Origin of the sequence: Bacillus sp. CDB3 (assembly GCF_002081505.1) — a bacterium.
Taxonomy (GTDB): Bacteria; Bacillota; Bacilli; order Bacillales; family Bacillaceae_G; genus Bacillus_A; species Bacillus_A cereus_AT.
The window spans coordinates 23518-43212 of record NZ_ALBR01000096.1; the positions used below are offsets into that span (position 1 = coordinate 23518).

Below are 19695 nucleotides of genomic sequence, written 5' to 3' on the forward strand. Positions count from 1 at the left end.
AAAATCTTGTATGTAGGAGACTTGATATGTTTCGAGATAATCGTACAAATGAATTAGTTATATTAAAAGAGATTGCAGAAACGTTGAATACCTCAAATGATACCTACCATGTATTGCAAGCGGTCCTAGAAAAATTACTAAGTGTAACAGGTTTAACGACAGGATGGATTTTTCTTGCGGATGAAAATGGGAAGTATACGAAGTTAATCGATTACCAATTACCAGAGGCACTTACATATGAAAATAAACGTCCGATGTGTGAAGGTGAGTGTTGGTGTTTACGAGGCTTTGTAGATGGAAAATTAAAACGAGCTGTTAATATTATTGAATGTAAAAGAATTAATAATGCAATTGAATATAATTGGGGAGATACGGAAGGAATTCTTCATCATGCTACGGTTCCTTTAAAAGCTGGAGGAGAAAAGTTTGGCGTATTAAATGTAGCAAGTCCAGGTAAAACACATTTTTCGGAAGAAGAATTAGTACTACTCCAATCCGTTGCGTTCCAAATTGGAACGGCTTTAAAGCGGGCAAAACTATATGAAAATGAAAAGCGAAGAGCGCATTATTATGTGAAATTGGAGCGTTTTATTCAAGCCTTAAGGGCGATTCATAAATTTAATGCATTGCCAGAGGGGATTGTAGAACAAATAGGGAAATTATTTCTATGGGAGCAAGTTGTATTCTTCATTAGAGAAGAAAATGAACTTGCTGTAAGGGCTTCTTATAAGATGGATGAGCTGCAAGAAGATTTGAAGTTAGCGGCACAGGAAGCGCTGGAAAAAGAAGAACCTGTTTTGTTAAAGAGTCAGGTTAGTAATATAGCACATCCTAATAGTGCAGTTATTGCCATTCCAATACATATTCAAAATCATATATTTGGCGCATTAAGTGTAAGTTCTAATAATGGAGAATTTGATATAAATACGATAGATGTAGTACAGGCTTTAGCAAATCATATATCATTAATGATAGAAAACTTAAGGTTAAATGAAAAACGCCGAGAGCTTGTACGAATGGAAGAACGTAATCGTTTAGCTAGAGATTTGCATGACTCTGTATCACAAAAATTATTTTCATTAACTTTTATGACGAAGGGTGCTGAAGCTGTTTTAAAAGGCCAAAATGAAAAGGTAGATAGTTCTTTGTATGAGATGCGTGAACTAGCGCAAGGTGCTTTGAAAGAAATGAGGACCTTGATTTGGCAGCTTCGTCCGGCAGGATTAGAGAAAGGGTTATTACCAGCTCTAAAGCAATATGGCGAAAGTTTGGGATTGAAAATTCGGGAACAGGTTACTGGTGTTCGTGATTTGCCACGCGTAGTAGAGGAAGCGCTCTGGCGAATTGGACAAGAATCTTTAAATAACGTAAGTAAGCATGCGAATGTACGAGAAGCGACGATTTATTTCAAGGTGACGGAGAAAAATGTATCATTAGAAATAATCGATCAAGGAAACGGCTTTGAAGAAAAGGATATAAAAGAGAAGAAATCACTTGGTATGACTACGATGCGTGAGAGAGTAGAATTAGTTGGTGGAACAATTAAAATTGTAAGTGATAAGAAAAGAACAAGTGTAAAAGTAAATGTACCATTATGATGTGAAAATGAGGGAAGTTTGTGAAAATAAAAGTATTGTTAGTTGATGATCATACAGTCGTTTTAAAAGGATTAGCGTTTTTTCTAAGTACACAGGAAGATTTTGAATTAGTTGGGGAAGCCAATAATGGAAAAGAAGCGTTAGTGAAAGTAGGAGAAACAAATCCTGATGTTGTACTAATGGATTTATATATGCCTGAGATGGATGGGATTGAGGCGACAGCTTGTATTAAAAAAGAATATCCAAACGTGAAAGTAATTGTCTTAACTAGTTTTTCTGATCAGGCTCATGTATTGCCAGCATTGAAAGCTGGAGCGAGTGGTTATATTTTAAAAGATGTAGAACCAGACCAGCTTGTTGAAGCTATTCGAAGTGCGTATAAAGGTAATATTCAATTACATCCGGAGATAGCAAATGCTCTTCTCTCTCAAACATTACCGGAGGAAGAGAAAGAAGAAGAACCTTCCGTTCAAGTGGATGTGTTAACAGCGAGAGAAAATGAAGTATTGCAGCTATTAGCGAAAGGGATGAGTAATAAAGAAATCGCCTCTGTTTTAGTTATTACGGAAAAAACGGTAAAAGCTCATGTGAGTAGTATTTTGAGTAAGTTACATTTATCAGATCGCACACAAGCAGCATTATATGCAGTGAAAAATGGAATTGTATAAGACTAAAGTTGTAAGACCTAGTTCGCCTTTAGAAGGTGGACTTTTTTTATGGAAAAATACGTCTATGTGAGGACGAAATTGTCTTGATATAAAGATAAAATGTATTTGTAAGCAACAATAATTACAAGGGAGTAACCCTTTTTCGTAAGTAATATATAACAACATAAGAGTGAGTAGTAGGAGGAAAAGAATCATGGCAACAGTTTTATTTGTAAAAGCAAACAACCGCCCAGCGGAACAAGCAGTAAGTGTGAAATTATACGAGGCATTTTTAGCAAACTATAAAGAAGCACATCCAAATGATACAGTAGTAGAACTTGATTTATATAAAGAAGAATTACCATATGTAGGCGTAGACATGATTAATGGTACATTCAAAGCAAGCAGAGGATTTGATTTAACAGAAGAAGAAGCAAAAGTAGTAGCAGTTGCTGATAAGTATTTAAATCAATTCTTAGAAGCTGATAAAGTTGTTTTCGGTTTCCCATTATGGAACTTAACGATTCCAGCCGTATTACACACGTATATTGATTATTTAAATCGTGCTGGTAAAACGTTTAAATATACACCGGAAGGTCCAGTTGGACTTATTGGAGATAAGAAAATTGCGTTATTAAATGCACGCGGCGGCGTATATTCTGAAGGACCAGCAGCTGAAATGGAAATGGCTGTTAAATACGTAGCAAGCATGATGGGCTTCTTCGGTGCAACAAACATGGAAACGGTAGTTATCGAGGGACATAACCAATTCCCAGATAAAGCAGAAGAAATCATTACTGCAGGTCTTGAAGAAGCAGCTAAAGTAGCAAGCAAATTTTAATTGAAATTATAATCGCCACTCAAAAAACAGCATTAACTTTTATGTTAATGCTGTTTTTTATATTTTCAGCTCGTCAGCAAGTTTTTCTAATTGATTTCGATCTTGTATATAATATGTTCGGCCTTCTTTTTTTAAATAGTTTTGCTGGCAAAACTGGTTTAATACATATAAAAGATGGCGGTAACTGACGTTTAAGTATTCTGAGGCCTCAGTATGTTTTTCGGTATAGCAATTATTTTGTTCCGTTAATAGAATAAACGCAGCTAATCGGTTTTCAAACGGATAACTATAGTTTTTGGCGTAATTTTCTGTTCGGGTAATTGTTTTTTCTCCAATAAATTTGCATAGTTTCTGTAGAAAGGTAGCATCTTGCAATAAAAGATGCTGACAATCTTTAAGAGGGAGCGCTAAGCAAATACAATCTTCAATCACCTCAACCGCTTTCGTAACAGATTCTACGCCAATTAATCCTAATTCCCCAATGAATGAAGGTGCTTGAATAAAATTAATTAAAGAGACTTTCCCATTTTTATGGCTCATATATATTTTTGCTTTCCCGGAAATTAAGTAATAGAGATAAGGGAGATCGATTCCCTCCTTACATATCATCTCTTTCTTTTGAAAAGAATGTAGTTCTACAAATGGTAAGACATGAAAGGAAAAAAGAGTATGGAATTGATGAATTTGCATGTATTGATAAACTTCTTTCTCATTTTTACTGATTTTCATATTTTCACCCCTGTTTGTAGTATGAGATATCTCCTATTATTTTTACAAGGAAGAATGATACGATTTATGTAAATTTGTTTTTGTAGAAAAGAGAGTGTGAGGGGTTTATGAAAAAATATAAAACATTGCTATTTGATGTAGATGATACATTGTTAGATTTTCAGAAGGCGGAGAAAGTGGCGTTACGTATGCTCTTTGAAGAGAAAGGGATTCCTTTAACTAGCGAGGTTGAAGCGCAGTATAAAAAAATTAATAAAAGCCTTTGGGATGCTTTTGAAGAAGGTGAAATGAACCGTGATGAAGTCGTAAATACACGATTTTCGATTTTGTTTAAAGAGTACGGGGAAGAAGTAGATGGGATATTATTCGAAAATAATTATCGTAGCTACTTAGAAGAAGGAAATCAACTCATGCAAGGTGCATTTGAATTTATAAATCGAATTCAAAGTGAGTATGATTTATATATAGTGACAAACGGTATTTCTAAGACGCAAGATAAACGTTTACGTAATGCAGGATTACATTCATTGTTTAAAGATATTTTTGTTTCTGAAGATACGGGATTCCAAAAGCCGATGAAAGAGTATTTTGATTATGTTTTTGAAAGGATTCCTAATTTTGCTTTTGAAGAAGGGCTCATTATTGGGGATTCGTTAAGTGCCGATATTAAAGGTGGATATGTAGCGGGAATTGATACTTGTTGGTTTAATCCAGAAAAGAAACCAAATAATAGCGAGATTGTGCCAACATATGAAGTGCATAGTTTTGAAGGGTTATACGCGCTATTAAAGCAGCATGTGTAATAAAGTGAAACTTTAATCAGTGGGGGTTTTGTCCATCCCCCACTGATTATTAGCCTTCACCAATCGGGCTTTTACGGGCAGTTATCTCTCACCTAACTCCCTCGCACTCGCCGGATTTTTAGGAAGTGGAAATGCATTACCAATCGCTGCTGCTCCAAGCATTGGTAATAGTAAATTGAGCGGGAAAAACATAAGTAATAGCAAGGTTATAGCTATTGGCTTTCGTAACGCATAGCTTGAAATTGCTGTTGTTACGATGGCCACAGATGCGATTGGATCTATAGGAAGAATAGAAGCTATAGCGTATCCGATACTTGATCCAGCAAATATAATTGGGAAAATATGTCCGCCTCGCCAACCCGTATTTAAACAAACGGCAGTAATACATAATTTTAAAACCCCGGAAAGAAGTAGTACCCAGAAGGATAAATGGCTCCATTCAACGACTAAATCTTTTAATTGATGTTCCCCTGAAAATAACGTGTACGGGAGAAAAGTTCCTGTAACTCCCAATAAAATACCGCCTATAATTCCAAGTGATACCTTGTATTCCTTGAAGGGGTGGATTAATTTCTCTAATGTGAATTCTAATTTGAAATAAAAGAAACCAACTATAGCACCAATGCTAGCAAGTGGTAGAAAGGCGATCCATTCATTAAGAGAAAGGGAACCTTCCCCGAAATCAACAATAAAGGATCCACGATTATCGAGTTTACTAAGCAATAAATAAACGGAAAAACCAGCAAAAGTGGTAGCTAAATATACAATTGCTTTTTTTCCTTTAGAAAATTCGTTAATTTGTTCACCCTCATTTTCATTCGGGGCTAAGTAACCGAATAATGGTGCATTAAAAATTACACTTAAAGTAGCACCAATTCCAACCTCTGTTAGTTCATTCATTCCCTTTAAAGCAAATTTAAAGCGATCTCCTACCCATGTACAAAGTCCACCGATAATTCCAACAAGTGCTGCTTCTGGGCCTAAACTAGCTCCAAATATTAAAACGATAAGCGCAGTTAAAGTAGCTTTATGTACAAAAGTGTATTCAATTCTACCTGTTTTTTTATATTCAGCCATCACTTCGGGCATGAGACGTGGATATGTGCCGAAATATTTTTGTGTTAAACCAACGAGGATACCACCGATAATTGTTACACAAATGGTGTAATAAGGGGGAGAAGAGAAAATAGTAGGTAAGTATCCCCAAATAAAGTGAATTCCGATATTTATCGTAACTAAAAATAACCAGACTGTAGCTCCTACTATAGAACCTAAAAGAATGCCATATAGAACGATTATATAGTGCATGTCTTTTTTATTTGTCATGTTATACCTCCGTTATGTAAGTTTTAATGTAGAAAGGATTAAATATGCTAGTGTGAAATGAATTGAATATATATAGTATCTTTTTGAGAGGTTGGCTTATTCAATATATTGAAGTCTCGTGAGAATCTTGAACCTATACGCTTAAACTACTTATTTAATTCTATATATTGATCGAGGTTTTTAAAAGGTCTTTTTTAAATGAATATGGAATATATTTCTTTTGTTGTTTATATTAAAGTTTTCGCGTTTAATTTAGAACATTCAGAAAAACCAATTGACATTAGGAAAATATTGCTATAAAATCAACGGTAATTGCATAGTCTTATCAAGAAAAGGTGGAGGGACAGGCCCGACGAAACCTTGGCAACAGCCGTATAACGGAATTGTGCCAAATCCTGCAGGTAATAATCCTGAGAGATAAGAAAGAGCCTTTAGAGCGTGTTTTCAAACTGCTCCTTTCTTGTTTTCAGGAAAGGGGCAGTTTTTTATTTTGCATAAAGTGAAACTTTAATCAGTGGGGGTTTTGTCCCTCCCTCACTGATTATTAGCCTTCACCAATCGGGCAGTTATCTCCTACCTAACTTCCTCGCATTCGCTGAATTTTGAGGCGGGAGTCTTACTGTCCGCAAGTAGCGGGATAAAAGAAAGGAGAATGAGAGATGGGAGAATCATGGGGAAAAGGAACAATTTGTGTGCAAGGTGGCTATACGCCAAAGAATGGTGAACCACGTGTTTTGCCACTTTATCAAAGTACAACGTATAAATACGATACTTCAGATGATTTAGCGGCACTATTTAATTTAGAGGCAGAAGGCTATATCTATACGCGTATTGGAAATCCTACTTTAGCTGCATTTGAGCAAAAGTTATCAGATTTAGAAGGCGGTGTAGGGGCTGTTGCGACAGCTTCTGGGCAGGCGGCCATTATGCTGGCAGTTTTAAATATTTGTAGTAGTGGAGACCATCTTCTTTGTTCTTCAACAGTTTATGGGGGAACATTTAATTTATTTGGAGTAAGTTTACGTAAGCTTGGCATTGATGTTACGTTCTTTAATCCCAATTTAACAGCAGATGAAATTGCGGCACTTGCTAATGATAAGACAAAACTCGTTTATGCAGAATCGCTAGGAAATCCAGCAATGAACGTTTTGAATTTCAAAGAACTTTCAGCGGCAGCAAAAGAATTAGAAGTACCTTTTATCGTTGATAATACATTAGCGACGCCTTATTTATGCCAGGCGTTTGAACATGGGGCGAACATTATCGTTCATTCAACGACGAAATATATCGATGGTCATGCAAGCTCTTTAGGTGGCATTGTTATTGACGGAGGAAACTTTGATTGGACGAATGGAAAATATCCTGAGCTTGTTGAACCGGATCCGAGTTATCACGGCGTAAGCTATGTTCAAAATTTTGGGGCAGCAGCTTATATTGTGAAAGCACGCGTTCAGTTATTAAGAGACTATGGAAACTGTATGAGCCCATTCAATGCATATATTAGCAATATTGGCCTGGAAACATTGCATTTACGAATGGAGCGTCACAGCGAAAATGCTCTCGCTGTTGCTAAGTGGCTTGCTAATCATGATCGTATTGAGTGGGTAAATTATCCAGGATTAGATAGTAATGAAAATTACTCATTAGCACAAAAGTATTTGAAAAAGGGTGCTAGTGGAGTTTTAACATTCGGTATTAAAGGCGGATTAGAAGCAGCAAAAGAATTTATCGCAAATGTAAAACTGGCAACGCTCGTAACGCATGTAGCTGATGCAAGAACTTGCGTCATACACCCTGCTAGTACGACGCACAGACAATTAAGTGCAGAAGATCAGCGTTTAGCTGGTGTTACATCTGATTTAATTCGTTTATCGGTTGGTATAGAAGATGTTTCTGATATTATTGCAGATTTAGAAGCAGCGCTAGTCGGAGGCAAACAACATGCCGATCATAATTGATAAAGATTTACCAGCTCGCAAAGTATTACAGAAGGAAAATATTTTTGTAATGACGAAGGAGCGAGCAGAAAAGCAAGATATACGTGCTTTGAAAATTGCTATATTAAATTTAATGCCTACAAAGCAAGAAACAGAGGCGCAATTACTGCGTCTAATTGGAAATACACCGCTGCAATTAGATGTTCATTTACTTCATATGGAATCACATCTGTCTCGTAATGTAGCGCAGGACCATTTAACGAGCTTCTATAAAACATTCCGTGATATTGAGGATGAAAAATTTGATGGACTCATTATTACAGGAGCCCCAGTTGAAACTCTTTCTTTTGAAGAAGTAGATTATTGGGAAGAGCTTGGGCGTATTATGGAGTACTCAAAAACGAATGTAACATCCACGCTTCATATTTGCTGGGGGGCACAAGCGGGTTTGTATTATCACTATGGTGTGCCGAAGTATCCTCTTGCAGAAAAAATGTTTGGTGTATTTGAACATGAGGTTCGTGAGCAACATGTGAAATTGTTACAAGGGTTTGATGAAGTATTTTTTGCTCCGCATTCTCGTCATACAGAAGTACGAGAGGGCGATATTGAAAACGTAAAAGAATTAACGTTATTAGCCAATTCTGAAGAAGCGGGTGTTCATCTTGTTATTGGGCAAGAGGGAAGGCAAGTTTTTGCACTCGGACATAGTGAATATAGTTGTGATACGTTAAAGCAAGAATACGAACGGGACTGCCAAAAAGGATTAAATATTGATGTGCCAAGAAATTACTTTAAACATAATAATCCAGATGAGAAGCCGCTTGTTAGGTGGAGAAGTCATGGGAATTTATTATTCTCTAATTGGTTGAATTATTACGTGTATCAAGAAACCCCTTATGTATTATAAAAAAAGATTGTGTAACACGTGGCAACGTTTTCTTTGTAAAGATTAACTTATATTTTTCCGAATGTTCAAAAAACATTGTTTTTCAGATTTTTTACTCATATAATTTCATCTAAACACAATTTTTGAGGGGTGGACAGTATTATGAAAGAAATTCAAGTTGGTTTATTAGGTCTTGGGACAGTTGGTAGCGGTGTAGTTCGTATTATTACAGATCATCAAGAACGACTCATACACCAAGTAGGTTGTCCTGTGAAAGTAACGAAAGTACTAGTGCAAAACATTGAGAAAGAGAGAGAGGTAGAAGTACCTTCTACTCTATTAACACAAGATGTGAATGAAATTTTAGATAATCCTAATATTGATGTTGTCATCGAAGTAATGGGCGGCATTGATGATGCAAAAGCATATATTTTACAAGCTTTACAAAGTGGGAAGCACGTTGTGACTGCAAATAAAGATTTAATGGCGTTACACGGAGCGGAATTATTAGCGGTAGCAAAGGATAATAAGGCTGATCTGTTTTATGAAGCAAGTGTAGCCGGAGGAATTCCGATTTTACGAAGCATCGTAGAAGGACTTTCTTCAGATCTTATTACGAAAGTAATGGGAATTGTAAATGGAACGACAAATTTTATTTTGACGAAAATGTCAGACGAAGGGAGAGCATATAACGACGTGTTAAAAGAAGCTCAGCAGCTTGGATTTGCAGAAGCAGATCCAACATCAGACGTAGAAGGTTTAGATGCAGCAAGGAAAATGACGATTTTGGCTACTCTCGGTTTCTCTACAAATGTAGAGCTTGGGGATGTGAAGGTAAAAGGAATTACTTCTATTACAGCAGAAGATATTGAATATAGTAAGAGCTTAGGCTATACAATTAAATTAATTGGTCTTGCAAAGCGAGATGGTGAAAAATTAGAGGTTACAGTTGAACCAACGTTACTTCCAAATACACATCCTCTTGCGGCAGTGCAAAATGAATATAATGCTGTGTATGTGTATGGTGAAGCGGTAGGAGAAACGATGTTTTATGGACCGGGAGCAGGAAGCTTACCGACAGCGACAGCTGTTGTGTCGGATCTAGTTGCTGTAATGCAAAATATTAGGTTAGGTGTAAACGGAAATAGTGCGGTATCTCCTCAGTATAAAAAAGTATTAAAAGAACCAGATGAAATTGTTGTGAAAAAGTTTTTAAGACTACATGTGAAAGATGAAATTGGTGTGTTTGCAAAAATCACGTCATTGTTCTCAGAGCGCGGTGTTAGCTTTGAAAAGATTATTCAAATGCCGCTTGAAGAGAAAGGGAAAGCAGAAATCGTAATTGTAACGCATCGTGCTTCTCTTGCAGATTACGATTACATTCTACATACATTGCAATCGTATGAAGAAATAGATTGTTTGAAAGCAAACTATCGAATTGAAGGAGATGCTAAGTAGTATCTCTTATCATAAAGTGAAACTTTAATCAGTGGGGGGGTTGTTCATCCCCCACTGATTATCAGCCCGCACCAAGCGGGCATTTAGGGGCAGTTATCTCCCGCCTAACTTCTTTGTATTCGTTGGATTTTGAGGTGGGAGTTTTACTGCCCACAAATAGCGGGATAAAATGAAAAAAACCTATTAAGCGGCTTGCTTAATAGGTTTTTTTCATTTAAAATTTGCGTACCAACTTGAATAAATGCTTGAATAATCCAACCTGTTGTAAAGGATAAGATAATTGTTCCAAAATAGATTGGCCCATCCAATAAGAAGCTTAATGTTAAAAATAAAAAAGCTAATGAAATTTCTGTTCTTCTAAATGTCCATTTCTTTTTCTCAGCAACAGTTAAAACGAAAGCCTCTTGGGGTGCTGCGCAAAGGTTTGTAGAGACGTAAAGGCCGATTCCGGCTCCGATGAATAGATTTCCACAAATAAGTGTTATATATTTTGGAAGAGAGCGGATAGCGTCCATAATAGTTGTAATAGAACTAACCCAATCAACAAAAAGAGAAATAAGAATCATCGTTACAATTGTGCCGATTGTAATTTGTTTTTTGTCCCAAAAGAGTACGATAAGGGTAAAAACAAAGTTAATCATGAAAATCCAAAAACCAATACTTATGCCGAAATTTTGATATAGTGCAATAAAGAAGGAATCATAAGGGCTAAGTCCAAAGGAAGTAATTGTCGTCATCATATTAATACCGATGGCAAGAATGAGTAAACCGCCAATGAAAAATATATATTCTAATTTGAATCGAAGCATAGTTGTATATCCTTTCAAAATGTATTTGCTAGGAAAGGATATATTGTGAAAAGCTTACCAGGTCAAGGGAGAATTTTTTTGAGAAGAGGGAAATGAGATGACGAATATAAGAAAGATTGCTGAACTCGCTGGGGTATCTGTTTCAACAGTTTCGCGTGTACTTAATAATCATCCGTACGTAAATGAACAGAAACGAAAAGAAATTTTGGCAATTATAGAAGAATTAAATTATACGCAAAATGTAAATGCAATTCATTTAGTGAAAGGAAAAACTAATGTAATCGGTGTTTTATTGCCGCATGTAAATGATCAATATTATAGCGCTATTATTGAGGGAATATCAAAGGAAACAGCACAGAAAAATTATAATATGATGCTTTGTCAGACGAATTATAGTGAGGAAAGAGAATTAGAAATTCTAAATATGCTAAAAATGAAAAAGCTTGATGGGGTTATTATATGTTCCCGAGCAAATAGTAAGGAGAAGCTTGAAGAATATACGAAATTTGGTCCAATTGTTATGTGTGAAGAAATAGATTCAAAATACATTTCAAGTGTACATATTGATTACTATAAAGTTTTTTCGCGTGGTATGAAAAGCTTAATAGATGCTGGCCATACACACATTGGATATTGCATTGGAAGAAGTAATAGCATTAATAGTCAAAGAAGAAAACAGGCGTATGAGGATTCGCTTCAACAGATTGCCGTAACACCGTTAGAAACATGGAAGTTTAAGGGCTGTTTTACGGTGGAAGATGGGCGTAATGTAGTCAGGGAATGGGCTCGTATGTCTGTAAAACCAACAGCGTTTCTTGTGTCTTGTAACCATATTGCAGCGGGAATGGTAACAGAAGCGAAAAAACAAGGAATTCAAATTCCAGAAGATATGACGATTATCGGATGTGATGATCAAGAGGTAGCAGATATATTAGGTATTACGACGATTTCGCATCCTAGTAAAAATGTCGGGATAAAAGCGTTTGAATTATTATATGAAAAGATTAATGAAGAGAAATTAGATGTGAAGCATGTAGAGTTATTACCAGGGTTAGTAGATAGAGAAACAACTTAATGGAGAAGGTGTGAAAATCGCTTTTCAAAATTGCGTTTGGTATAATTATGGACAATCTATGAGGGCTAAAAGGGGTTTTGATATGGGATCAAAAGTAGTAAAAGTAATTCTACTCATTACAATTGCATCTTTCTGTTTATTTGCATATGGCTTTGTTTCAGGTGTAAATGATGTATTAAATCCGAAAGCTTCAAATTTAATAAAAAAGACCGATGTAGTGGCAAAAGAGAAAAAGAAAACGGGAACGTTACAAATAGTTAGTTTAGGTGATTCATTAACACGTGGTGTTGGTGATAAAGAAGGAATTGGCTATATTGGGCGTATGAAAGAGGATTTACAAAAAGATTATAAGCAAAAGGTTGCATTAACAAACTTAGCTGTTAGTGGTGCAAAAATGCCTGACTTATTAAAACAAATTGAGAGTAGTGGTGCTCAATATTCAATTAAGCAAGCAGATGTAATCGTTTTAACAATTGGAGGAAATGATTTATTTCCAGGTTGGGAATCGCTTGGAAAGATAGATTTAGAAACATACCGTCCTGATACAGCGACATTCCAAAGTGAAGCGAAGAAAATAATAGAAGAAATTCGTAAGTTAAATACAGATAGCCCTATTTTTTGGCTTGGTTTATACAATCCTTTTGAAGATGTAGAAGATTTAAAAGGTTCTTCAAACATCGTTGTAGACTGGAATGCATCTTTAGAGAAATTAGCGCTAAATGCTAAAAATGTATATATTACACCGACATTTGATTTATTCCAAAATCGCGGGAAAGATTTATTATACTCCGATCATTTTCATCCGAATGAAGTAGGGTATACATATATGGCAGACCGATTAGTTCAAAATGTTGCGAGTAAATTAAAACTAGAACAAGGAGGGGTAAAATGACGACGATACTTTCCGTACGAGACGTGAAGAAGGTAATTGGAAAGAAGACAATTGTAGAGAATATTTCCTTCGATGTAAAACAAGGGGAAGTGTTTGGCTTCCTAGGGCCGAATGGTGCCGGAAAAACGACTACAATTCGAATGTTAGTTGGGTTGATTAAAGAAACAGAAGGTACGATTTCTATCGGTGGTTATTCTATTAAGGAAAATTTCAGAGAAGCGATGCGTCAAATAGGGAGTATCGTTGAAAACCCAGAACTGTATACATATTTAACTGGATGGGAAAATTTAAAACAATTTGCCCGTATGCTAGGTGGTATATCAGATGAACGTATTCTTGAAATTGCTCAAATGGTTCATTTGGATGAAAGAATTCACGACAAGGTAAAAACATACTCACTCGGTATGAAACAGCGCCTTGGAATTGCCCAGGCGCTTCTTGGAAATCCCAAATTGCTCATATTAGATGAGCCAACAAATGGTTTAGACCCAGCTGGAATTAGAGAACTTAGGGAATTTATACATAAGCTTGTGAAAGAAGAAAATATGAGTGTATTTATTTCAAGTCACTTGCTAAGTGAAGTACAAATGATATGCAATCGTGTTGCTATTATTCATAAAGGAAAAATGATAACAGTTGCCAAGGTTGAAGAGTTAATTAAAACAGCAAGTGATCGTGTAGAATGGATTGTTACACCGATCTCTAAGGCGAAAAATATGCTTGAAGATGCTGAGGAAGTAAGAGAAGTGAGTATAGAAGGTGACCGATTACTATGCCGCATGGATATTGCATCTATAAGTAGTTGGAATAAACTCTTTGTAGAAAATGGGATAGATGTGCATAGCGTTAAGGAACTGGTATTTACGCTAGAAGATTTATTTATTGAACTCACAAGGGGTGAGCAGCATGCGTGAATTTGCGAATCTAGTTTTAAATGAATCGGAGAAAATTTATCGTAAGAAACGTATTTTTGTTGTCATGCTTATTTTAGCAATCTTGATCCCACTTTTTGTGTATGCTCAGTATCGTGAAATAGAAACGACGCAAAAAAGACTCGGTACAACGGATTGGAAAGTTTCATTACAACAACAAATTGTTGATTCACAGAACCGTTTGAATAACTCTAGGTTGCCAGACGAATGGCGTGATTGGCTAAAGGTAAGAGTGGAGCAACAACAATATTATTTAGATCATGATATTAACCCGATGGCACCGGGCGCACCGACTTTTGTAAGAGCATTTATTGAGCAAGGAATTACATTGTTTATTCCGCTTCTTGTAATGATTGTCGCTATTGATATTGTTTCAGGAGAACGAAGTGATGGGACGATGAAGATGTTACTTACGCGGCCGATCCGGCGCTGGAAAATACTTCTTAGTAAATACGTGACGATGTTATTTTTCATTTCACTCATACTGCTTCTTGTAGGTTTGTTTGCTTACGTATTATCCGGGCTTGTATTTGGATACTCTGGATGGAACTTGCCTGTTTTAACAGGATTCGTCATTGATAAGGAGACATTAAATACGAATTTTGTACATCTTATTCCGCAGTGGCAATACATCTTAATGGCGTATGGATTAGCTTGGTTTGTTGCTATCGTTGTCGGAACTATATCATTTATGGTCTCGGTTTTAATTCGTAATACACCAGCTGGTATGGGTGTTATGCTAGCCGCATTAATTGCAGGGGGCATTTTAAGCTCATTCGCAACATCTTGGGAAGGCGCGAAATATATTTTTAGTGTGAATTTATCATTAACGGATTATTTATCAGGAAAATTACCTGCATTACAAGGTTTATCGATGGGATTTTCTTTAATGAATTTAACTGTTTGGGCAGTTGTTTCCCTTATTATTTCGTTTGTGGTATTTACAAAGCAGGATATGGTGAATTAATTGGACAGGAAGTGAAAGTATGGAAACAGTTTTAAAGAATGATTGGGGGCCATTAGTGGCACCCGAATTTGAGAAAGAATATTATTGTACGCTAGCTAATTTTTTGAAAGAAGAGTACAGTGCACATGTTGTTTATCCAAAGGTAGAAGATATTTTTAACGCTCTTCAGTATACAAGTTATGAAAATACAAAGGTTGTCATTTTAGGACAGGATCCATATCATGGACCGAATCAAGCGCATGGTTTAAGCTTTTCTGTACAACCTGGTATTAAAACACCACCGTCATTGTTAAATATGTATAAAGAACTTCGAGATGAATATGGTTATGAAATTCCGAATAACGGTTATTTAGTAAAGTGGGCGGAGCAAGGAGTATTATTATTAAATACTGTATTAACCGTTCGTCAAGGTGAGGCGAATTCTCATAAAGGAAAAGGATGGGAGCATTTCACAGATCGCGTAATTGAGCTATTAAATGAACGTGAAAAGCCGGTTATTTTCATATTGTGGGGACGCCATGCACAGGCGAAGAAAAAGTTAATTACGAATAAGAATCATCATATTATTGAATCCGTGCATCCAAGTCCATTATCAGCAAGACGTGGTTTCTTTGGCAGTAAACCGTATTCTAAAGTAAATACGATTTTAGATAATATGGGTGAAAGAGAAATTGATTGGGAAATTCTAAATATATAAACGCAAAAAAGGTAGTTAACAATTGTTAACTACCTTTTTACTATTACTGTTCATTTTTTAGTTTTGCATCTAGTACAAAAGTACCAAATGGGATAACTGATGCAGCAAGTGCGCCAAGTGCCCATAAAATTGATTTACGGTGTACGATTGTTACTTGAATTACCGCAAAGATAAATAGTATAAATAGAACTCCGTGAGCCATACCTGTAATTTTAACGGCTGTTGCAAACCCCGCGAAATATTTTAATGGCATTGCTACAAATAATAGTAATAGGAAAGAAATCCCCTCAACTAAGCCGATTGCTCTTAATCGTCCGATTGGTGTAGATAACATGAAGTAGCCTCCTTTAACGCATGCTTGTATATAGTAAATTTGTATTCTTTTCCAAAATAAAATAGTCTATTTTGTTCCATTATATACAAAAAGAAAGTTTACACTACGAGAATAGTGCAAAGTTCAAAATATAGTCACAAAAGCATTGTAATTTAAATAAAAACCTATTTGAAGTATTTGACTTCAAATAGGTTTTATGAATGAAAATATTAAACAAGTACTTCCGTTTTTAAAACGAATTTCTCTACAACTTTTGCAACACCATCGTTCATATTTGTATCTGTCACGTAGTTCGCAATTTCTTTAATATCATCTGGTGCGTTGCCCATTGCAACGCCAAGACCAGCAAATTCAATCATAGCTTGGTCGTTATAGCTATCACCCATTGCGATAACTTCTTCACGCTTAATACCAAGTTTTTGGATTAGTTGGTTTAGGCTTGTTCCTTTTGTAACACCATATTCAGTAAATTCTAAGAAGAATGGTTTTGAACGCATAACGCTTAATTGGCCTTCTAGTTGTTTTTGTAGCTTTGTTTCTACCACTTGTAAGTGTTCTGGCTTTTCTACCATTAGAACTTTTACAACTGGTTGTTGTACAGCATCTTTAAGGTTATTTACCTCTACGATTGGCATACCAGTAATTTGACCTTCAATTTCGGTATAAGAGTTATTTTCTTCAGTTATAATATCGTCACAAATGTATGTATGAATCCATACATTTTCTTCTTTACTAATATCATATAAATTGTGAACGATTTCAGGAGATAATGTACTGCTGAATAATTCTTCATCCGTTTTGCAGTTAATAATTTTTGCACCGTTAAATGAAAGAATAAAGCTTCCGTATTCCTCTAAATGTAGTTCCTTTGCAATCGCACGCATTGCGAATGTTGGACGCCCAGAAGCCAGTACAACTTTAACTCCTTGCTCTTGTGCTGTCATTAAAGCCTCTTTCGTACGAGGTGAAATGGTATGGTCATCGCGTAATAAAGTATCATCTAAGTCTAAAACAATCATTTTATAAGTCATATAGAAAATTCCTTTCTTTGTTGGAATAGAAATAAATTTTTATGAAGATATTGGGGAATATATAGTGAGACATCGAACCTCTTTGCATGAAGATAAGAAAGGTTCTGCATTGTTAGTATAAAATATCATGAGCGTGTTGCCCATGATATTTTATCCCGCTATTTGTGGGCAGTAAGACTCCCACCTCAAAATTTAGCTGGAGCAAAGAAGTTAGGTGGGAGATTAACTGCCCGTAAACGCCCGATTGGTGAAGGCTAATAATCAGTGGGGATGAACAAAAACCCCACTGATTAAAGTTTCACTTTATCATTATCGTAACAACTCTAAAGGTAGAGTGCAATAATGGAAGTTTTCCAATTTACGATAATTGCTTTTCGTTCGAACGAGAAAATAGTATTTCCAGCAAAATAGCCATAACAGACCCAAGAACGAGACCGTTACTTAAAAATGATGCTAAAAATGGTGGTAGCGTAGAAAATGCTCCTGCCGGAATGAACATAACTCCCACTCCTGTAAATATTGAAAGACCTGCTACTTTAAATAATTGTTCTTTATTTTGTACAGTGTTATATTCGCGAAAAGCGAGACCAATCATGCTTGCAAATACAGGGTAAATCGCAGCATACCCAACTGCAACGGGGATTGCTGCAAAGAATGAAGTAATCTTTGGGAATATACTAACAAGAATGATAAAACTTGATCCTAACATAAATGGAAGGCGTTTATAAATATTTGTCGTTGCGATAAATCCTGCTGATCCAGAAATGGCAACAGGACCAATGGCTGAAAATAGACCACCTAGTAATTGATTTATTCCTGTTATAATGCCAGCTTGTTTGAAGCGATTTGGAGCGGAATCTTTTTCATATTTAGAAACAACCTTTTGTACAACGCGAATGCTTGCTAACATATTTGTTAGAAGTAGTAGTGTGACGAAAACTACTGTAATTGCCATGTTCCATTCAATGCGAGGCATTCCGAAAACAAATAGAGATGGAAGACGAATTATATCTGTCACAGGTGTTACTGGATTAGATAATCCGAAGCATGCGAATAATATCCAGCCGAAGACGATACTGAAAAGAACGGAATATTGTCCAATAATAGGTAGCTTCATAATGAAAAAAGATAGTAAAATAACAATGAGTGAAAGAATAAATACGTTAGCCTGTACTTCTGTGTGTTGTCCATCAAGACCAAACATGCCTTTTAAGAAGGAACCACTAAGTTGTGCGACGAGAAGGAATAAATATGTTCCAATTACTGTCGGTGTAAAGTAACGAACTAGTTTATCGATAAGTCCAAAAACACTAAGAATAATACAAATGATTCCGCTTAATAGGAAAGCGTACTGGAGGACCTTAAGCGTTTCATTGCTTGATCCAAATAATACGACGCCTAAACTTGCATAAAGGGAGAAAATTCCCCACCAAAGGCCTGCAGGACCTTCTTGAATAGGAAGTTTATGCCCAAATATAGCTTGCAAGAGACCAGCAAATCCGAGAACAAATAATGTTCTTTGTACAAATGCGATGGCTTCAGCGCCATCAAGACCGTAACTAGTTGCGACACTAATTGGTACAATAAGACTTCCAGCTAAAATAAATAGTGCCCATTGCAAGGCAGAAAGAAATATCTTCATTATATCGACCTCTTTCATAGATTCCGTTTCTAGTATATACGTATTTCATTTCCTCTGGCAAAGATTGTAGATAGAGAAAAGAGTTGAAACATAATATGAATGCACGTAAGCAATTATGGATAGCAGTTGTATGTATGACCTTTGTTGTAATTCTAGGAACGCTAGGATTTATGACAATTGAAGAGATTAGTTTATTTCAAGCATTTTGGATGACGATGATTACTGTATTAACTGTTGGATATGGAGATGCGGTTCCTGTAACGCAGGCGGGAAAAGTTTTTGCTCTTCTTATTATACCTATTGGCGTCGGTATCGTTACGTATGCAATTGGGGTAGTAGCAGCTATGCTTATTGAAGGGAATTTATTTCATGCAGTGCGGAGGAAGAAGATGGATAAACAAATAGCACAGTTAGAAAATCATATTATAGTGTGTGGATGCGGTAGAGTAGGGCTTCAAGTTGTACATGAATTGCAGGAAAAGAAAATGCCATTTGTAGTTGTGGATAAAGATGAAAGTATATTGGAGCAGGAAAAACTTTTATATGTACACGGGGATGCAACGGAAGATCAAGTGTTACATAACGCTGGAATTTCGAAGGCAGCGGGTCTAGTTGCTATCGTAGCAAACGATGCTGAAAATGTATTTATTACATTAACAGCAAGGGGACTGAACGATGCAATTAAAATTGTAGCAAGAGCTGAAAAGCCAGAAACAGAAGAGAAATTACGACGCGCTGGTGCAAATAAGGTCATTAATCCATCTAGTATGGCAGGAATTCATATTGCAAAAGGTATTGCGAATCCGCTAACAGTTCATTATATTGATACAGTACTGTATGGAATAGAACAATCATTTGTAATTGAAGAAATTTCAGTCGGAAACGATTCTATCTTAGTCAATAAATCGTTACTAGAAAGTGATGTGAGAAATCAATTTGATGTAACAATTTTGGCTATTTTAAGGGATGGAAATATTATTCATAATCCAACGGGGCAGGAAAAACTGCAAGAACGTGATATGATAATAGTATTTGGTTCAGTAGAGAAACTGGGGCAATTTGAGAAAGAATTACAAAGTACGAGGTGA

At 36.1% G+C, this 19695-nt stretch carries 18 protein-coding genes, 1 pseudogene and 1 riboswitch; of the genes and pseudogenes, 13 read left to right on the forward strand and 6 right to left on the reverse strand.

The window, feature by feature from the left end:
* Positions 1-26 precede the first annotated feature (26 nt).
* The 3 genes from CDB3_RS23510 (at position 27) to CDB3_RS23520 (ending at position 3086) form a co-directional block, all read left to right on the forward strand.
* Positions 27-1598 carry a GAF domain-containing sensor histidine kinase gene (locus tag CDB3_RS23510; RefSeq protein ID WP_097831406.1) on the forward strand — a complete coding sequence of 524 codons (1572 nt, stop codon included), beginning with the start codon at positions 27-29 and terminating at the stop codon, positions 1596-1598.
* Positions 1599-1618: 20 nt separating this feature from the next.
* A complete protein-coding gene (locus CDB3_RS23515; protein WP_097831407.1) occupies positions 1619-2266 on the forward strand; it encodes a response regulator in 648 nt (215 codons plus the stop codon).
* A 193-nt stretch (positions 2267-2459) separates the two neighbouring features.
* Entirely contained in the window at positions 2460-3086 is a 627-nt protein-coding gene (locus tag CDB3_RS23520; protein ID WP_128856152.1) for an FMN-dependent NADH-azoreductase, read from the forward strand.
* Positions 3087-3143: 57 nt separating this feature from the next.
* Here the strand turns inward: CDB3_RS23520 and CDB3_RS23525 are convergent, their stop codons facing one another.
* Positions 3144-3815 (reverse strand): transcriptional regulator YeiL, encoded by a 672-nt coding sequence (locus tag CDB3_RS23525; RefSeq protein WP_128856153.1) that lies wholly within the window; start codon positions 3813-3815, stop codon positions 3144-3146.
* 107 nt (positions 3816-3922) lie between these two features.
* Here CDB3_RS23525 and CDB3_RS23530 point away from each other — a divergent pair, with 107 nt between their 5' ends.
* On the forward strand, positions 3923-4618 hold the full coding sequence (locus CDB3_RS23530) for a YjjG family noncanonical pyrimidine nucleotidase (RefSeq protein ID WP_128856154.1): 696 nt from the start codon (positions 3923-3925) through the stop codon (positions 4616-4618).
* 81 nt (positions 4619-4699) lie between these two features.
* On the opposite strand, the gene CDB3_RS23535 is transcribed toward CDB3_RS23530, so the two are convergent.
* Positions 4700-5944, reverse strand: a complete 1245-nt coding sequence (locus CDB3_RS23535) for a chloride channel protein (RefSeq protein ID WP_128856155.1) — start codon at positions 5942-5944, stop codon at positions 4700-4702.
* Between the two features lie 319 nt (positions 5945-6263).
* A riboswitch (SAM riboswitch) is annotated at positions 6264-6368 on the forward strand.
* 235 nt (positions 6369-6603) lie between these two features.
* Between CDB3_RS23535 and CDB3_RS23540 the strand changes: the two genes are divergently transcribed.
* From CDB3_RS23540 to CDB3_RS23550, 3 genes are all read left to right on the forward strand, one after another.
* The gene (locus tag CDB3_RS23540; RefSeq protein WP_098268603.1) at positions 6604-7902 is read left to right on the forward strand and encodes a bifunctional O-acetylhomoserine aminocarboxypropyltransferase/cysteine synthase; all 1299 of its coding nucleotides are present in this window, start codon (positions 6604-6606) and stop codon (positions 7900-7902) included.
* Positions 7886-8791, forward strand: coding sequence for a homoserine O-acetyltransferase MetA (metA, locus tag CDB3_RS23545; RefSeq protein ID WP_128856156.1), 906 nt, complete (start codon positions 7886-7888; stop codon positions 8789-8791). Before CDB3_RS23540 ends, metA begins: the two co-directional genes overlap by 17 nt.
* 141 nt (positions 8792-8932) lie before the next feature.
* Positions 8933-10228 (forward strand): homoserine dehydrogenase, encoded by a 1296-nt coding sequence (locus tag CDB3_RS23550; RefSeq protein ID WP_097831414.1) that lies wholly within the window; start codon positions 8933-8935, stop codon positions 10226-10228.
* Between the two features lie 183 nt (positions 10229-10411).
* Here the strand turns inward: CDB3_RS23550 and CDB3_RS23555 are convergent.
* A pseudogene (locus CDB3_RS23555) lies at positions 10412-11037 on the reverse strand (YczE/YyaS/YitT family protein).
* A 97-nt stretch (positions 11038-11134) separates the two neighbouring features.
* On the opposite strand from CDB3_RS23555, the gene CDB3_RS23560 reads away from it, so the two are divergent.
* From CDB3_RS23560 to CDB3_RS23580, 5 genes are read left to right on the forward strand one after another with little or no spacing between them, the layout of a single operon-like run.
* A complete protein-coding gene (locus CDB3_RS23560) occupies positions 11135-12112 on the forward strand; it encodes a LacI family DNA-binding transcriptional regulator (RefSeq protein WP_128856157.1) in 978 nt (325 codons plus the stop codon).
* Between the two features lie 10 nt (positions 12113-12122).
* The gene (locus tag CDB3_RS23565) at positions 12123-13004 is read left to right on the forward strand and encodes an SGNH/GDSL hydrolase family protein (RefSeq protein WP_128856158.1); all 882 of its coding nucleotides are present in this window, start codon (positions 12123-12125) and stop codon (positions 13002-13004) included.
* Entirely contained in the window at positions 13001-13918 is a 918-nt protein-coding gene (locus tag CDB3_RS23570; RefSeq protein WP_128856159.1) for an ABC transporter ATP-binding protein, read from the forward strand. The genes CDB3_RS23565 and CDB3_RS23570 overlap by 4 nt, the downstream gene beginning before the upstream one ends.
* Positions 13911-14903 (forward strand): DUF2705 family protein, encoded by a 993-nt coding sequence (locus CDB3_RS23575; RefSeq protein ID WP_128856160.1) that lies wholly within the window; start codon positions 13911-13913, stop codon positions 14901-14903. The genes CDB3_RS23570 and CDB3_RS23575 overlap by 8 nt, the downstream gene beginning before the upstream one ends.
* Positions 14904-14922: 19 nt before the next feature.
* Positions 14923-15600, forward strand: a complete 678-nt coding sequence (locus tag CDB3_RS23580; RefSeq protein ID WP_128856161.1) for a uracil-DNA glycosylase — start codon at positions 14923-14925, stop codon at positions 15598-15600.
* A 43-nt stretch (positions 15601-15643) separates the two neighbouring features.
* Here the strand turns inward: CDB3_RS23580 and CDB3_RS23585 are convergent, their stop codons facing one another.
* The 3 genes from CDB3_RS23585 to CDB3_RS23595 all read right to left on the reverse strand — a co-directional run bounded on the left by CDB3_RS23585 (position 15644) and on the right by CDB3_RS23595 (position 18607).
* Entirely contained in the window at positions 15644-15934 is a 291-nt protein-coding gene (locus CDB3_RS23585) for a DUF3817 domain-containing protein (RefSeq protein WP_071770537.1), read from the reverse strand.
* 209 nt (positions 15935-16143) lie between these two features.
* Positions 16144-16965, reverse strand: a complete 822-nt coding sequence (locus CDB3_RS23590; protein WP_128856162.1) for a Cof-type HAD-IIB family hydrolase — start codon at positions 16963-16965, stop codon at positions 16144-16146.
* A gap of 358 nt (positions 16966-17323) precedes the next feature.
* Positions 17324-18607, reverse strand: coding sequence for a purine/pyrimidine permease (locus CDB3_RS23595; RefSeq protein WP_128856163.1), 1284 nt, complete (start codon positions 18605-18607; stop codon positions 17324-17326).
* Between the two features lie 95 nt (positions 18608-18702).
* Between CDB3_RS23595 and CDB3_RS23600 the strand changes: the two genes are divergently transcribed.
* Positions 18703-19695: a potassium channel family protein gene (locus CDB3_RS23600; RefSeq protein ID WP_128856164.1), complete on the forward strand. Its 993-nt coding sequence runs from the start codon at positions 18703-18705 to the stop codon at positions 19693-19695.

Excerpts from the sequence above, each read along its gene's own strand:
- CDB3_RS23510 (WP_097831406.1), top strand. The coding sequence starts at position 27 with ATGTTTCGAGATAATCGTACAAATGAATTAGTTATATTAAAAGAGATT.
- CDB3_RS23520 (WP_128856152.1), top strand. The coding sequence starts at position 2,460 with ATGGCAACAGTTTTATTTGTAAAAGCAAACAACCGCCCAGCGGAACAA.
- CDB3_RS23525 (WP_128856153.1), bottom strand. The coding sequence starts at position 3,815 with ATGAAAATCAGTAAAAATGAGAAAGAAGTTTATCAATACATGCAAATT.
- CDB3_RS23530 (WP_128856154.1), top strand. The coding sequence starts at position 3,923 with ATGAAAAAATATAAAACATTGCTATTTGATGTAGATGATACATTGTTA.
- CDB3_RS23535 (WP_128856155.1), bottom strand. The coding sequence starts at position 5,944 with ATGACAAATAAAAAAGACATGCACTATATAATCGTTCTATATGGCATT.
- CDB3_RS23540 (WP_098268603.1), top strand. The coding sequence starts at position 6,604 with ATGGGAGAATCATGGGGAAAAGGAACAATTTGTGTGCAAGGTGGCTAT.
- metA (WP_128856156.1), top strand. The coding sequence starts at position 7,886 with ATGCCGATCATAATTGATAAAGATTTACCAGCTCGCAAAGTATTACAG.
- CDB3_RS23550 (WP_097831414.1), top strand. The coding sequence starts at position 8,933 with ATGAAAGAAATTCAAGTTGGTTTATTAGGTCTTGGGACAGTTGGTAGC.
- CDB3_RS23560 (WP_128856157.1), top strand. The coding sequence starts at position 11,135 with ATGACGAATATAAGAAAGATTGCTGAACTCGCTGGGGTATCTGTTTCA.
- CDB3_RS23570 (WP_128856159.1), top strand. The coding sequence starts at position 13,001 with ATGACGACGATACTTTCCGTACGAGACGTGAAGAAGGTAATTGGAAAG.
- CDB3_RS23575 (WP_128856160.1), top strand. The coding sequence starts at position 13,911 with ATGCGTGAATTTGCGAATCTAGTTTTAAATGAATCGGAGAAAATTTAT.
- CDB3_RS23580 (WP_128856161.1), top strand. The coding sequence starts at position 14,923 with ATGGAAACAGTTTTAAAGAATGATTGGGGGCCATTAGTGGCACCCGAA.
- CDB3_RS23585 (WP_071770537.1), bottom strand. The coding sequence starts at position 15,934 with ATGTTATCTACACCAATCGGACGATTAAGAGCAATCGGCTTAGTTGAG.
- CDB3_RS23590 (WP_128856162.1), bottom strand. The coding sequence starts at position 16,965 with ATGACTTATAAAATGATTGTTTTAGACTTAGATGATACTTTATTACGC.
- CDB3_RS23595 (WP_128856163.1), bottom strand. The coding sequence starts at position 18,607 with ATGAAGATATTTCTTTCTGCCTTGCAATGGGCACTATTTATTTTAGCT.
- CDB3_RS23600 (WP_128856164.1), top strand. The coding sequence starts at position 18,703 with ATGAATGCACGTAAGCAATTATGGATAGCAGTTGTATGTATGACCTTT.